Below are 14,754 nucleotides of genomic sequence, written 5' to 3'. Positions count from 1 at the left end.
TCGTCTGGCCGGCTGGCCATGCATGGCGTCGCCTAGCCTGCGACGATGGTCCCCCGGCCGCCGCCGCTCAGAATCGCGCCGATGGAGCCAGGCTCGGCGATCGAGAACACGATGATAGGCACCCCGGTCTCGCGGGCAAGAGCGAACGCCGTCGCATCCATGACCTTATACCCGCCTTCCAATGCCTGCGAATGCGTCAGCCGCTCGAAACGCTTGGCCGACGGATCGGTCTTGGGATCGGCACTGTAGACACCGTCCACATTGGTCGCCTTGAGCACGGCCTCGGCGCCGATCTCGCCGGCACGCAGCACCGCCGTGGTATCGGTGGTGAAGAACGGGTTGCCGGTGCCGCCGCCGAGCACGACGATGCGCCCTTCGGAAAGGGCATTGTGGGCGGCGGTGCGGGTGAAGAGTTCGCTGATCTGCGGCATCACGAAGGCCGAGAGCGCGCGGGCCGGCTGCCCTTTGCGCTCGAGGGCGGCCTCGAGGGCGAGGCAGTTCATCATGGTCGCCAGCATGCCCATGGTGTCGCCGGTGGGGCGCGACACCCCGCGGCCCGAGACTTCCACGCCACGGAAAATGTTACCGCCACCGATGACGACGGCAATCTCGACCCCGAGCTCGCGGGCGGCGATCAGGTCGCCAGCGACGCGATCGATGGTGGGCTGGTCGATACCGAAGGGCTGCGGTCCGGCCAGATACTCGCCGGAGAGCTTGACCACGACACGACGATAAACCGGCTCACCCATGGTGCGCTCCCCTTCGGGGGCCCTCCGGCCGCAACCGGAAAAAGATCCTACCCGAACAAACTGATAAAGCGACGAGTCCGATTCAAGGCCGTTGCATTACATACCAGAACAATGGCGGCCCTCGCGGGCCGCCATTGCCTTGGGATCACCCCTGTCCGGCGGCTGCGGCAACCTCGGCGGCGAAATCGGATTCCTGCTTCTCGATTCCCTCGCCCAGAGCATAGCGCACGAAGCCGGTGATTTTCACCGGTCCACCGACCTTGCCTTCCGCTTCCTTCACGGCCTGAGCGACCGACTTGCCGGAGTCGTGGATGAAGGCCTGTTCCAGCAGGCAGACTTCCTTGTAGTAAGTCTTCAGGCCCGACTCGACGATCTTCTCGATCACGTTGTCCGGCTTGCCCTGCTGGCGGTACTTGTCGGCGAGCACGTCCTTCTCGCGGCGCACCACCTCCGGATCGAGGCCGGCGGCATCGAGCGCAGCCGGGTTGGTGGCAGCGATATGCATCGCGATCTGGCGGCCGAGCGCGGTCAGCTCGTCGGCCTGGCCGGTCGATTCCAGCGCGACGATGACGCCGAGCTTGCCGAGGCCGTCGGTAACGGCATTGTGCAGGTAGCTTGCCACCACGCCCTGCCCGACGGACAGCGCGGCCGCACGGCGCAGCGTCATGTTCTCGCCGATGGTCGCAATCGCCTCGGAAATCGCGGTCTCCACGGTGGCACTGCCGACCTTGGCGGCCTTGATCGCCTCGACGTCGGTGGTGCCGGAATGCAGCGCCACCTGGCCGATCATCTTGACGAGGCCCTGGAACTGGTCGTTGCGGGCGACGAAGTCGGTCTCGGAGTTGACCTCGACCAGCACGCCCTTGGCGCCCTCGACGATCGCGCCGATGAGACCCTCGGCCGCGACACGGCCGGCCTTCTTGGCGGCCTTCGACAGGCCCTTCTTGCGCAGCCAGTCGACCGCGGCCTCCATGTCGCCGGCGGTCTCATTGAGCGCCTGCTTGCAGTCCATCATGCCCGCGCCGGTCTTGTCGCGCAGCTCCTTGACCAGTGCAGCTGTAATCGTTGCCATCTTGAATATCCTTTGCCTGCGAACGCCGCCCGCCCGACGGCGACCATCAACGACGTCACGTCCCGAATCGGAAATGCAGCGAACTCGCGAAGCGGGACACTAGCCGGCCAGTGTGTACCGGCCGCGAAACCTGTCTCGACAGCCGACATCGGGATGGCCGCTGGCGACCATCCCGAAACAATCGACCGTCAGATTGTTACTCCGCTTCCGCGGTGAGTTCCTTGGCCTTGGCCACCCAGCTGTCGGCACGGCCGGGCAGACCGACCTGTTCGCCGATGTGGTGAGCGGTGTCGTGGTCGAGCTCGGCGAGCTGCCAGTAGTGGAAGATGCCGAGATCGTTGAGCTTCTTCTCGATCGCGCCGGACACGCCGGTGAGCTTCTTGAGGTCGTCGGCGACGCCGCGCGGACCCGGCAGGCCCTGGAAGCCACCACCCTCGGCGCCCGACAGGTCTTCCTGAGCCGGGTTGGCCAGCGCACCGATGTCGATGCCCGCCTCGCCCTGCGCACGGGAGATGCCGTCGATCGCCGCACGCGCGATCAGGTCGCAATACAGGCTGATGGCGCGGCCGGCGTCGTCATTGCCCGGCACGACATAGGTGATGCCCTTCGGATCGCAGTTGGTGTCGACGATCGCCGCCACCGGAATGTTGAGGCGCTGGGCCTCCTGGATCGCGATGTCTTCCTTGTTGGTGTCGATCACGAAGATCAGGTCGGGCAGACCGCCCATGTCCTTGATGCCGCCGAGCGAGCGATCGAGCTTGTCGCGCTCGCGCTGCAGGTCGAGGCGCTCCTTCTTCGTGTAGGCCTGGCCTTCCGCCGACGACAGAATCTCTTCGAGGTGGCGCAGGCGCTTGATCGAACCGGAAATGGTCTTCCAGTTGGTCAGCGTGCCGCCGAGCCAGCGCGAGTTTACGAAGTACTGCGCCGAGCGCTTGGCAGCATCGGCCACACCATCCTGCGCCGAACGCTTGGTGCCGACGAACAGGATGCGGCCGCCGCGCGCGACGGTGTCGCTCACCGCCTGCAGCGCACGGTGCAGCATCGGCACGGTCTGCGCGAGGTCGATGATGTGGATGTTGTTGCGGGTGCCGAAAATAAAATCGGCCATCTTCGGATTCCAGCGGTGAGCCTGGTGGCCGAAGTGAACGCCAGCCTCGAGCAGCTGACGCATCGAAAAATCAGGAATCGACATTTTGTATTCTCCGGTTGGTTCCTCCGGAAACGTGTGAGCATAACGAGCCTCGCGGCCCGGATGCCACCGGACGGCCTTTCAAGCCATGTTTCCGTGTGAGATGGCGCGCTGTATAGCGGCGCGTCGGCCGCAAAGCAAGGATTTCCCGTCACAATCGGGGCCGGCCCCGCCCCTGAACAGGACCGGCCGGATCCCACAATGGAACCCGGCCGGATGACGGCATTGGCACGTGGAGCGGTCAGCACCTCGGCTGGTTGGGCGGGCACCGTTTCGGCGGTGCCGGCCGTGGCGGCGGTGCCGGACGCGCCGCCTGGGGGGCTGGACGCGGCGGAGCAGCGACCCGCGGGGGCGGCGCCGGCCGCGGCGGTGGTGCGGGCCGTGCGACCGGTGCCGGCCGCGGCGGAGGCGCCGCGCGCTGAGGCGCCGGTCGCGGTGGCGGGGCCGCACGCTGGACAGGAGGCCTGTTCTGCACCTGCGGCCGGGCCGGCGGCTGGGGCCGCGGCGAAGTCACCTGAGGCTTAGACCCCCGTGCGGCGGCCGAGCCCCCACCCGCCGGCCTGCCCGGAGCGACCTGCGGTTTCGGCCCCGCCGCAGGCGGTGCACCGGCGCCTCCCGTGGCATGGGGCGGCGCTGCGCCGGCTGGCGGGGTCGGCCCCGGATGTGCCTGTTGGGCCGGCAGAGTCGCATTCGGATGAGGGACTTGCTGAGGTGCGATGGCCCCGCCAGTACCCGCGGGCGGCGGCGGCGTGCCTTTGGTTCCCGGAACCGGCAGGGCGTTGGCCTTGGGCAGGGTATTGGGCAGGGTATTGGCCGGCGCCGCCGTGCTGGCTCCACCGGGCGCACTCACCGGCTGCTGGGTCGCCTGCCCCGGCCCACCGGGCGTGCCCGGCTTGAACGCCGGGCTCATCATGGTCTGGCTGCGGGGAACCGGCAGCTTGCCCTGCTGGATCAGCGAGGCCCGTTGCGCGGCTGCGCCCGGCAGGGCCGGCCCCACCGCGGACGTTGCGGCTGCAGCCTGACCGGGCCCGCCCGGCGTGACCGGCGGTGCTCCGGGCGCCCCTGGCGCAGCACCCGGGGCACCGGGCGCCGGCGCAGCAGGCCGGTTGTTGATCACCGTGTTGATGATCGTGGTGTTGTGAATGTTGTTGAAGATGATGTTGTTCGGCGGCGGCGCCACATACACCGGCGGCTGGACATAGACCGGGATCGGCACAAAGAACGGCTGCGGCAGCACGAACAGACCGATCGGCGGCGGCGGCGGCGGCAGCACGATGAAATCCGGCGGCGGCGGCGGCAGGAAGAACACCGGCGGCGGCGGTGGCGGCACGAAGTCGAACACCGGATCGCTAAACACCAGCACGGGCCGATCGACATAGACGATCTCGTCCGGCGGCGGCGGCGGCACATCGTACTCGATCGCGGCAAAGGTCGGCGGCGGCTCGACCGGTGCGGTGAGAATGGCGAGACGACGACGCGCGTCAGCCGCATGCGGCCCGCGCGGATAGCGGCGCAGGTACGACCAGTAGGCTTCCGGCGTGTCGGCCCGATAGGTCCGCCGCCAGGTGATGGCTTCACGCCGCGCGGCGACGATCGCCCTCACCCGCTTGGCGAGCGGATCGGTCGGGTACGCCGCAAGGAAATCCTCATAGCCCGGCAGTGTATCGCGCTCGAGCGCTGCGGCGTAGGCATCCTGGACGCCGAGGTCGCGCATCGGCCGGCTGCGCATCGCCGCGACCTGATCCGGCGGCGGCGCAGCCGGGGCATCCGGCCCGCGATCGAAGAACGTGAACTGCAGATCGGCCTTCTGCGCGTTCCACGGCACCTGGGCGCCCTTGCTGGCTTCGTTGACGCGCAGCCGCAGACGGTTGAACAGCTCGGTCAGCGGCAGGCCGCCGGTGCGGATCATTTCCGCCAGCGACTGCGCATAGATGCCGTACGCTCCCTGCTCCGGCGGCGCGACGGTGCCCGGCGCGGCGTTGAAGGCAATCAGGGTGTTGGCGTCCGGCTCGACCAGGGCAAGGCCGCTGGCGATCGGCTGACCGCCCTCGACGAATGGCTGCTGCCGCGCGAGGTCGAGCACGACGATATTGGCCTTGAGCGGCAGGGCGGCGAGCTGGCGGACATAGTCGCTGATCCGCAGCCCCTCGGTCGGAATGTCGGTGTCGCGCGTGACATTGGAGTCGACTGGAATGAAGTAGTTCTCGCCGGCAAGCTGCACGCCATAGCCGGAGAGATAGATCATCGCCACGGTGCCGGGACCGGAGCTTTCCGCCTTCTGCACGAAATCGCGAAAACTCTTGCGCAGCGTATCGCCGTCGAGGTCGCGGGCACCGGTCACGTCGAACCCTGCGGCCTGCAGGGTCTGGGCGATCAGGCCGGCATCGTTGGCGGCGGTGGCGAGCGGCGACCTGGCATAGGCGCCGTCACCGACCACCAGCGCGATGCGCTTCTCCTGTTGCTGGGCGGATGCGGTCCGTGGCAGGCCGGCCGAGGCCAGCGTGACGAGGCAGGCGAGCACGACGGACAGAACGCGGGCGAGCGGCATGGCTTTTCTTCCCGGTGACGAGGCGGACAATCCGCATATAGAGCGGATCGCTGGCTGAACACCAGTTGAACAGAAACGTTGCCGATTGCGCAATCCCGCGTGCCCGCGCCGCAGCCACCGGCGGCAAGCCGTCGCGTCAGAGGGTCTGGACGTCCACCACCCCCGGCACCGCCTTGAGGGCGCCTGCGATCTGCGGCGACACCTTGAAGCGCCCCGGCAGCTTCATGTCGACCTCGGTTTCGAGATCGAGCATCATCACCACCGTCACCTCGCCATCGCCGCCGGTCCGCGCGGCCGGCCGCGGCGCCGGCGCCCGGGGGACTGCCGACGGCGGCGCCTCGGACATCGCCAGCCGCTTGGCGATGGAGTCGAGCGGCTTGGTATCGCGCACGAATATCTTCAGCGCCATCGAGGTCTTGGCGGCGGCCTGGTCGAGCAGCTCGACATTGTTAATGCGGGCGCGAACGTCCTCGCCCTGCAGCTCGGCGGCGAGCTGCAGCAGCACCGCAAGGCCCGGCTCGAGCATGTCGCGGAATTGCCCGAGCGCCTCCGAGAACAGCACCGCCTCGAAATGGCCGCTGGGATCGGACAGGCCGATGATGCCCATCTTGTTGCCGGTCTTGGTGCGGCGCTCCATGCGCGACACCACAGTGGCGGCGACCTTGCCCGCGGTGCGGCCGTTCTTCACCGCCTGGGAGAATTCCGCCCAGGACTGCACGTTGAGTCGCTTCAGCACGGTGCGGTAGTCGTCGAGCGGATGTCCCGACAGGAAGAAGCCGATGGCGTCGTACTCGCGCTGCAGCCGCTCGGCCGGCAGCCAGGGCTCGACCGCAGGCAGGATCACCGAAGGCGCGTCGGCAAGGCCGCCGAACATGTCGTTCTGCCCGCTCGTCACCGCCTCATGGCTGCGCTGGCATGCCGCGAGAATGGCGTCGGCGCCGGCGAACACGCTGGCGCGGTTGGGCTCCAGGTCATCGAACGCGCCGGCCGCCGCCAGGCTCTCCAGCACCCGCTTGTTGATGGCGCGCGGATTGACGCGCGAGGCGAAGTCCGCGACCGAGGTGAACGGCTTGTCGCCGCGCGCCTCGACGACCTGCTGCACCGCCTGTGCGCCGACCCCCTTGAGCGCGGCAAGCGCGTAGTGGATCTTGCCGTCCCGGACATCGAAATTGACGCCGGAGCGGTTGACCGACGGCGGCTCGACCTTGATGCCGAGCCGCTGCGCCTCGGCGCGGAATTCCGACAGCTTGTCGGTGTTGCTCATTTCGAGCGTCATCGACGCGGCCAGGAATTCGACCGGATAATGCGCCTTCATGTAGGCGGTCTGGAACGACACCAGCGCATAGGCCGCCGCGTGGCTCTTGTTGAAGCCGTAGTCGGCGAACTTCGCGAGCAGATCGAAGATGGTGTCGGCCTGCTCCTTCGGCACGCCGTTCTCGACGGCGCCGGAGACGAAGCGCACCCGCTGCTTGTCCATCTCGGCGCGGATCTTCTTGCCCATGGCGCGGCGCAGCAGGTCGGCTTCGCCGAGCGAGTAGCCCGACATCGCCTGCGCGATCTGCATCACCTGCTCCTGGTAGATGATGACGCCGAAGGTTTCCTTGAGGATCGGCTCGAGGATCGGATGCAGGTATTCCGGCTGCTCGTCGCCGTGCTTGCGCGCGCAGTAGGTCGGGATGTTGGCCATCGGGCCCGGGCGGTACAGCGCGACCAGCGCGACGATGTCCTCGAAACGGTCGGGGCGCATGTCGATCAGCGCGCGCCGCATGCCCTGGCTTTCAACCTGGAACACGCCGACCACCTCGCCGCGCGCCAGCATCGCATAACTCTCGGAGTCATCGATCTTGAGCTGGCTGAGATTGACGATCTCACCGCGCTGGCGCAGCAGCTTCACCGCGACGTCGAGCGTGGTCAGCGTCTTGAGGCCGAGGAAGTCGAACTTGACGAGGCCCGCGGGCTCGACCCATTTCATGTTGAACTGGGTGACCGGCATGTCCGATTTCGGATCGCGGTACATCGGGACCAGCTCGCTCAGCGGGCGGTCGCCGATCACGATGCCGGCGGCATGCGTCGAGGCGTGGCGGTTGAGGCCCTCGAGCTTCTGGGCGATGTCGAAGGCGCGCGCCACCACCGGATCCTCGTCGCGCACCGCCTGCAGCTTGGGCTCGCTCTCGATCGCGGCTGCGAGCGTCACCGGCGCAGCCGGGTTCTGCGGCACCAGCTTGGTCAGCTTGTCGACCTGGCCGTAGGGCATCTGCAGCACGCGGCCGACGTCGCGCAGCACGCCGCGTGCCTGCAGCGTTCCGAAGGTGATGATCTGCGCCACCTGGTCGCGGCCGTAGCGCTCCTGCACATAGCGGATCACCTCGTCGCGGCGGTCCTGGCAGAAGTCGATGTCGAAGTCCGGCATCGACACGCGCTCGGGATTGAGGAAGCGCTCGAACAGCAGCGCGAAGCGCATCGGGTCGAGGTCGGTGATGGTCAGCGCGTAGGCGACCAGCGAGCCGGCGCCCGAACCTCGGCCCGGCCCCACCGGAATGCCCTGCGACTTCGCCCACTTGATGAAGTCCGACACGATCAGGAAGTAGCCGGAGTAGTTCATGCGGGTGATGACATCGAGCTCGAAATTGAGCCGCTTGGTATACTCTTCCTCGGCCAGCCCCGGCGCCATGCCATGCGCCGCAAGGCGCGCCGCGAGGCCCTCCTCCGCCTGGCGCCGCACCTCGGCGTTCTCTTCCGCCGCCGCATCACCGCCGCTGCTGGCGCCGACGGTGAAGCGCGGCAGAATGGGCTTGCGGGTCAGCGGCCGGTAGGCGCAGCGCTCGGCGATCTCGACCGTGGACGCCAGCGCCTCGGGCATGTCGGCGAACAGCACCGACATCTCGGCGCGCGTCTTGAAGCGGTGATCCGTCGTGAGCTGGTCGCGGTCGGCCTCGGCGATCAGCCGGCCGCCGGCGATGCACAACAGCGCGTCATGGGCCTCATAGTCGTCGGCGCTGGCGAAATACGGCTCGTTGGTGGCGACCAGCGGCAGCCCCTGATCATAGGCGATGTCGATCAGGACCGGCTCAGCGCGGCGCTCCTTGTCGAGACCGTGACGCTGCAGCTCGACATAGAGGCGGTCACCGAACAGCTCGCGCAGGCGCTCGCAGCGCGTGGCGGCGAGACCTGCCTGATCGGCGGCGATCGCCTGGGAGATCGGGCCGTCCGGCCCGCCGGTGAGCACGATCAGGCCCTCGGTCTCCCCGTGCAGCCACTCGTACTTGATGTGCGGCGCCTGGTTGACCGGCGTCTCCAGGAACGCGCGCGAATTCAGCCGCATCAGGCTGCGGTAGCCGGCCTCACGCGCCGCCAGCAGCACCAGGCGACCGTGGGAATTGGCAAGGATGCTGCGCGAGCCCTGCTCGACGTCGCCGAAGTCGATCGCAAGGGCACAGCCGACGATCGGCTGGATGCCCGACCCCGCCATCTTGTCGGAGAACTCCAGCGCTCCGAACATGTTGTCGGTGTCGGTCAGTGCCAGCGCCGGCTGGTGATCGGCCTTCGCCAGTTCCGCAAGCTTGGCGATCTTCATCGCGCCGCGCAGCAGCGAATAGGCAGAATTGACGTGGAGATGGACGAAACCGGCAGAGGCCATGGCAACAGTGATCAGCTGGAGAACGTCCCCGCGGGGACCGGCCGTGCGGCGAACGCCCGGCCCGCGATCGATCGCGAACCGTGTTGTGCCGACTCGGCCACCGATCGTGAAGTGCGGACGTCGGGCTGTCCACGACGGATCGCGCAGGTGGCCCTGCGATCCCCCTTATCCTCTGCCCCTTTGCCCAAAGCTCAGAGCCCCGAGCTCAGAGCTGCGGCAGCACCTGGGCCCAGATCGCGACCATTCCGACGAACAGAACGATCGACGTCAGCGCGGCGGCTTCCTCGACAAATGTTCTCAACATGGCGGACCCCTTGATCTGACCTGGTGACGGATCGCCCCTGGCCTGGAGAGCTCAGGAACATATGAAGAACATTGTTCTCTTTTTGTTCAAAGAGTCAAGCAGCCTCCGACGCTGCGGCGGACAGTCGGCGCGGTTGGTTAACGGTGACCGGGTTGGATGGTGGCCGTGGTGGACTGGATTACCGGCGCCTGGGCAGCAGCACACCACATAACAGCGCAAGACTGACGAAGGTTGCCCCCTCCAGCGCGTCCCGCCGGATCACCTGATCGGAGAAGCCGAGCCCGTCGTGAGCGAGAAAACCGAGAACCACCGCACAGCAGAGCGCGGTGGCAGCGAACATCGTCAGGTGCAAGGCACGTCCCATCGCCCCAATATGTTGCCGCGCCCCGACATCGCAAGTCCGAAATCCGAGCCTGCCGCACAGAGCTTTCATCTTCATTTGAACGGAACGGCCGCTCCGGGCGCCTAAGACGGAAGGTGGCTGCATTGCGACGATGGCACGCGCAAACGTGTCTTGACGAAAATCGGCGGGAGCGGCTTGGTGCAGAGGACAGTTCGAAGCGCCGCGAGTCGGCAGGAGGTTGAAATGCGTAGCATTGTGTTGGGCGCGATGTCCGCCCTCGCCATCGGGATCGGTGCGACAGCGATGAGCACGGCCCCCGCTTCCGCCGGCAACTATCCCGTCTGCCAATTCGGTCCGTACGACCGGATGGACTGTCGCTACAGCACGTTCGGCCAGTGCGCTGCGTCTGCCTCGGGGCTCGGCGCGACCTGCCTCGCCAACCCCGCCTACGCCGGCCGCGCCGCCTATGTCGACGAGCCCGCGCCGCGCCCCCGCGGCAAGCGCAAGCACTGGTACCGGGAATATTACTGAGCATCGCGGCGTGGAGCCCGCGAGGCGGACGATGATGCGTGCGGTGCTGGCAGCGGCGGCCTTCGGCCTTGCCTTCGCCGCGATGCCGGCATCGGCCCAGTCGCAGATCTTTCCGATCTGCCTGCACTGGCGGGACGATCTCGTCAGCTGCCGCTTTGTCTCGCTGGCACAGTGCAATGCCAGCGCTTCCGGGATCGGCGCGACCTGCCTGTACAATCCCGCCTATCCATTCGGCGCACATGGCGTCGCGGATCCGGCTGCCGATGCCCGCGACGACGGCGCCCCGCCGCCGCGGCGGCGCCATCGCGCGCGTCACCGCGACTGACCGAATCCTGCCACGCACATCCTGACGGCATTTTTCGAAGCGGCCCGGCGGCGGACGCCCCGCCGTCACTGCCTGGCGTTGCCCGCCCGCTAATCCAGCTCGACGACGTGGCCGTCCTGCAGCGACACGCGCCGATCCATGCGGCCCGCGAGCTCCATGTTGTGGGTGGCGATCAGCATCGACACCCGCGTCGCCTTCACCAGTTGCATGAGCGCCTGGAAGACGTGATCGGCAGTGTGCGGATCGAGATTGCCGGTCGGCTCGTCGGCGAACAGCACCCGCGGTGCATTGGCGACCGCCCGCGCGATCGCGACGCGCTGCTGTTCACCGCCGGACAACTCCGCCGGCCTGTGGGTGATGCGCTCACCAAGCCCGAGATAAGCCAGGATCTCCTTGGCACGCTGGATGGTCTCGCCGCGCTTCAGGCCGCGGATCATCTGCGGCAGCATGACATTCTCGAGCGCGGTGAATTCCGGCAGCAGCCGGTGCGACTGGTAGACGAACCCGATGTCGGTGCGGCGCAGCTGGGTGCGGTCCGCGTCCGACAGCGTCGAGGTGGCAGTGCCGCCGACATAGACCTCGCCTTCATCGGGGCTTTCCAGCAGCCCGGCGATATGCAGCAGCGTCGACTTGCCCGAGCCCGATGGCGCCACCAGCGCCACCGACTGCCCCGGCCACAGCGCGAGCTTGGCGCCATCGAGAATGGTGAGCACCGCTTCACCCTGCCGGTATTGCCGGCGGATGTCGTGCAGGTAGATCACCGGTACGTCGTCCTTGTCCCCCTGAGCCATCGCAGCCGCCCTATTCGTACCGAAGCGCTTCGACGGGATCGAGCCGCGACGCCCGCCATGACGGATAGAGCGTCGCCAGGAACGACAGCGTCAGCGCCATGATCACAACCGCCGCCGTCTCGGCGACATCGACCTGGGCGGGCAGCCTGGACAGGAAATACAGTTCAGGCGGGAACAGCTGAGTGTTGGTCAGCCACGACAGGAACTGGCGGATCGCCTCGATGTTCAGGCAGATCACGAGCCCGACCAGAAATCCAACCAGGGTGCCGACCACGCCGATCGCCGCGCCGGTGATCAGGAACACCCGCATCACCGCGCCCTGCGACGCGCCCATGGTGCGCAGGATCGCGATGTCGCTGCCCTTGTCCTTCACCAGCATGATCAGGCCGGACACGATATTGAGCGCCGCGACCAGCACGATCAGGGTCAGGATCAGGAACATGACGTTGCGCTCGACCTGCAGTGCATTGAAGAAGGTGGCGTTGCGGCTGCGCCAGTCGATCAGGTAGATCGGCCGCCCGGCCGCCTCGATCACCGCCTTGCGGTAGGTTTCGACCTTGTCGGGATTGTCGGTATAGATCTCGATCGCGGTCACGTCGTTGCTGCGGTTGAAATAGGCCTGCGCCTCGGCGAGCGGCATGAACACGAAAGTCGCGTCGTATTCCGACATGCCGATCTCGAACACCGCCGCGACCTTGTAGGGCTTGATCCGCGGCGTCGTCCCCATCGGCGTCACGGCACCGCGCGGCGCCACCAGCGTCACGCTGTCACCCGCATGGACGGAAAGCTGGTCGGCAAGCCGACGGCCGATCGCGATCCCCTGCCCCTCGTCGAATCCCTCCAGCGTGCCCTGCTTGATGTTCTTGGCGACGGAGGTGACGTTGTCGAGGTCCTTGGCGCGGATGCCGCGCACGAACACGCCGGCGGCGCCATAGGGCGAGGATCCCAGCGCCTGCCCGTCGACCACGGGGGCGGCAAAACGGATGCCGTTCACGGTGTTGATCCGCTCGGCGACGTCCTTCCAGTCGGTCAACGGCGATTCCTGCGGCTGCACCGCGATATGGCCGTTGAGGCCGAGAATCTTGTCGAGCAGCTCCGTGCGGAAGCCGTTCATCACCGCCATGACGATGATCAAGGTCGCCACACCCAGCATGATGCCGAGGAACGAGAAGCCGGCGATGACCGAGATGAATCCCTCCTTGCGACGCGCCCGCAGGTAGCGCATCGACAACATCCACTCGAAGGCGGCGAAGGGGGCGGTTCGGACTGGCTCACTCATCGGCGTATCCATCGCACGGATTTCACACGATTGGGGCTAATTCTGGTCGCACACCCTCGGCACCGCGCCTCACGCGGTGAGAAACTCATGCGGTCAGCCGGGCAATGACGTCGTCCGGCGTCAGCAGTTCGCGCTCGCCGTCGCTGCGGCGCTTGAGCTCGACCTTGCCCTCGGCGAGGCCCTTCGGGCCGACCATCACCTGCCAGGGGATGCCGATCAGGTCGGCGGTCGCAAACTTGGCGCCCGGCCGCTCCTCACGGTCGTCATAGAGCACGTCGACGCCCTTGGCGGTCAGCGCCGCGTAGAGCCTGTCGCAGGCAACGTCGGTGTCGCCGCCACCCTGTTTGAGGTTGAGCAGCGCGACGCGGAACGGGGCCACGGTCTCCGGCCACTTGATGCCCGCCTCGTCATGGAAGGCCTCGATGATCGCGCCGAGCAGGCGCGACACACCGACGCCATAGGAGCCGCCATGGATCGGCCGCTCGGTGCCGTCCGGGCCCATCACCAGCGCCTTCATGGTCTCGGAGTACTTGGTGCCGAAATAGAAGATCTGGCCGACCTCGATGCCGCGGGTGTGCAGCCGCTTGGCCTCGGGAACCTCGCTGTCGAACCGCGCGGCGTCGTGGACGTCCTCCGTCGCCGCATAGAGCTCGGTCCACTGCCGGATGATCGGAGTCAGATCGCCGCCGTAGTCGACGTCCTCGCCCGGCACCGGCAGCTTGAGCACATCGCTGTTGCAGTAGACGCCGGACTCGCCGGTGTCGGCCAGCACGATGAACTCGTGCGACAGGTCGCCGCCGATCGGACCGGTCTCGGCCCGCATCGGAATCGCCTGCAGCCCCATCCGCGCGAACGTGCGCAGATAGGCGACGAACATCTTGTTGTAGGACAGCCGCGCCGCATCCTGGTCGATGTCGAAGGAATAGGCGTCCTTCATCAGGAATTCGCGGCCGCGCATCACGCCGAAGCGCGGGCGCTGCTCGTCGCGGAATTTCCACTGGATGTGGTAGAGGTTGAGCGGCAGGCTCTTGTAGGAGCGGACATAGCTGCGGAAGATCTCGGTGATCATCTCCTCGTTGGTCGGACCGTAGAGAAGTTCGCGCTTGTGGCGGTCCTGGATGCGCAGCATCTCCGGACCGTAGGCGTCATAGCGACCGCTCTCGCGCCAGAGATCGGCGAGCTGCAGTGTCGGCATCAAGAGCTCGATGGCGCCGGCCCGGTTCTGCTCCTCACGGACGATCTGCTCGATCTTGGCCAGCACCCGCAGGCCGAGCGGCAGCCAGGAGTAAATGCCCGCGGCCTGCTGGCGCAGCATACCCGCGCGCAGCATCAGGCGGTGCGACGCAATCTCCGCCTCCTTCGGCGTCTCCTTGAGGATGGGCAGAAAGAAACGCGACAATCGCATGGGAACACTCAAGAATCGTTTGGGACAGGGATACAGGCAGTGAAACCGGATCGGGGCTCAAAACACAAGCGTTTGCGGCCGGAAAACCGCGTTTTGGCAGGGATCGCCAGCGCCGCGGCCAGCCTGGTGGGCGCTCCGGCTGCATCGTGCAGCTGTGATTCTCCTGATGGGATCGAGCGGGCGCCGGGCCGGCGGCGCAGCCGTTCAAGGCCCTGGGATCACCGGACCACCCCTCGCGCTCCAGTGGAATTTTCGCCTTCCGGTTGTATTTTGGCGCGATCCATCAGCCGTTTGAAACGAAGATTTACGTCCAGCCGATGTTTTAGACATTTGTTGCCGAAAAGAGTGACAAATCAAAAATGATCAGCTAGCGTGATGCTTCAAGCTGGCCGTGAGGCTGAAGCTTGGTGGTCCAAGTCTCGGGAGGAGCCCTGACGCGCCGAAGCAGCGTCGCCCCGTCCAACAGCACCAAACCTCAACGCTTTCGGGGACAATAGGGTCGACACAATTTTTGAAGCAGGGCATGGGCCCTGCTTTTTTTTGTCTTGTCGACAGTAACCCTGACAGGGCGGGAGTTACGA

General features: G+C 66.8%; 11 protein-coding genes. 2 read left to right on the top strand and 9 right to left on the bottom strand.

Annotated features, from left to right (window positions below):
• Positions 1 to 32: 32 nt before the first annotated feature.
• From pyrH to AB4Z37_RS23665, 6 genes are all read right to left on the bottom strand, one after another.
• On the bottom strand, positions 33 to 749 hold the full coding sequence (gene pyrH, locus AB4Z37_RS23690) for a UMP kinase (RefSeq protein ID WP_441519201.1): 717 nt from the start codon (positions 747 to 749) through the stop codon (positions 33 to 35).
• A gap of 145 nt (positions 750 to 894) precedes the next feature.
• Entirely contained in the window at positions 895 to 1,821 is a 927-nt protein-coding gene (gene tsf / locus AB4Z37_RS23685; RefSeq protein ID WP_441519200.1) for a translation elongation factor Ts, read from the bottom strand.
• Positions 1,822 to 2,017: 196 nt separating this feature from the next.
• Entirely contained in the window at positions 2,018 to 3,013 is a 996-nt protein-coding gene (locus AB4Z37_RS23680; RefSeq protein WP_441519199.1) for a 30S ribosomal protein S2, read from the bottom strand.
• 238 nt (positions 3,014 to 3,251) lie between these two features.
• Positions 3,252 to 5,558 carry a caspase family protein gene (locus AB4Z37_RS23675; protein WP_441519198.1) on the bottom strand — a complete coding sequence of 769 codons (2,307 nt, stop codon included), beginning with the start codon at positions 5,556 to 5,558 and terminating at the stop codon, positions 3,252 to 3,254.
• A 136-nt stretch (positions 5,559 to 5,694) separates the two neighbouring features.
• Complete coding sequence (gene dnaE / locus AB4Z37_RS23670) at positions 5,695 to 9,195, bottom strand: DNA polymerase III subunit alpha (protein WP_441519197.1); 3,501 nt, start codon at positions 9,193 to 9,195, stop codon at positions 5,695 to 5,697.
• Positions 9,196 to 9,677: 482 nt separating this feature from the next.
• Positions 9,678 to 9,863: a hypothetical protein gene (locus AB4Z37_RS23665; RefSeq protein ID WP_441519196.1), complete on the bottom strand. Its 186-nt coding sequence runs from the start codon at positions 9,861 to 9,863 to the stop codon at positions 9,678 to 9,680.
• Positions 9,864 to 10,085: 222 nt separating this feature from the next.
• Between AB4Z37_RS23665 and AB4Z37_RS23660 the strand changes: the two genes are divergently transcribed.
• Positions 10,086 to 10,373, top strand: coding sequence for a DUF3551 domain-containing protein (locus tag AB4Z37_RS23660; RefSeq protein WP_441519195.1), 288 nt, complete (start codon positions 10,086 to 10,088; stop codon positions 10,371 to 10,373).
• A 31-nt stretch (positions 10,374 to 10,404) separates the two neighbouring features.
• On the top strand, positions 10,405 to 10,698 hold the full coding sequence (locus AB4Z37_RS23655; RefSeq protein ID WP_441519194.1) for a DUF3551 domain-containing protein: 294 nt from the start codon (positions 10,405 to 10,407) through the stop codon (positions 10,696 to 10,698).
• Positions 10,699 to 10,787: 89 nt separating this feature from the next.
• Here the strand turns inward: AB4Z37_RS23655 and AB4Z37_RS23650 are convergent, their stop codons facing one another.
• From AB4Z37_RS23650 to proS, 3 genes are all read right to left on the bottom strand, one after another.
• Complete coding sequence (locus AB4Z37_RS23650) at positions 10,788 to 11,489, bottom strand: ABC transporter ATP-binding protein (RefSeq protein WP_441519193.1); 702 nt, start codon at positions 11,487 to 11,489, stop codon at positions 10,788 to 10,790.
• Positions 11,490 to 11,499: 10 nt separating this feature from the next.
• A complete protein-coding gene (locus AB4Z37_RS23645; RefSeq protein WP_441519192.1) occupies positions 11,500 to 12,780 on the bottom strand; it encodes a lipoprotein-releasing ABC transporter permease subunit in 1,281 nt (426 codons plus the stop codon).
• 73 nt (positions 12,781 to 12,853) lie between these two features.
• Positions 12,854 to 14,173, bottom strand: a complete 1,320-nt coding sequence (proS, locus tag AB4Z37_RS23640) for a proline--tRNA ligase (protein WP_441519191.1) — start codon at positions 14,171 to 14,173, stop codon at positions 12,854 to 12,856.
• Positions 14,174 to 14,754: the final 581 nt, after the last annotated feature.

It is taken from the genome of Bradyrhizobium sp. 2TAF24, assembly GCF_052115025.1.
Lineage (GTDB): Bacteria > Pseudomonadota > Alphaproteobacteria > Rhizobiales > Xanthobacteraceae > Bradyrhizobium_A.
This window is presented reverse-complemented; position numbering and strand designations above follow the sequence as displayed.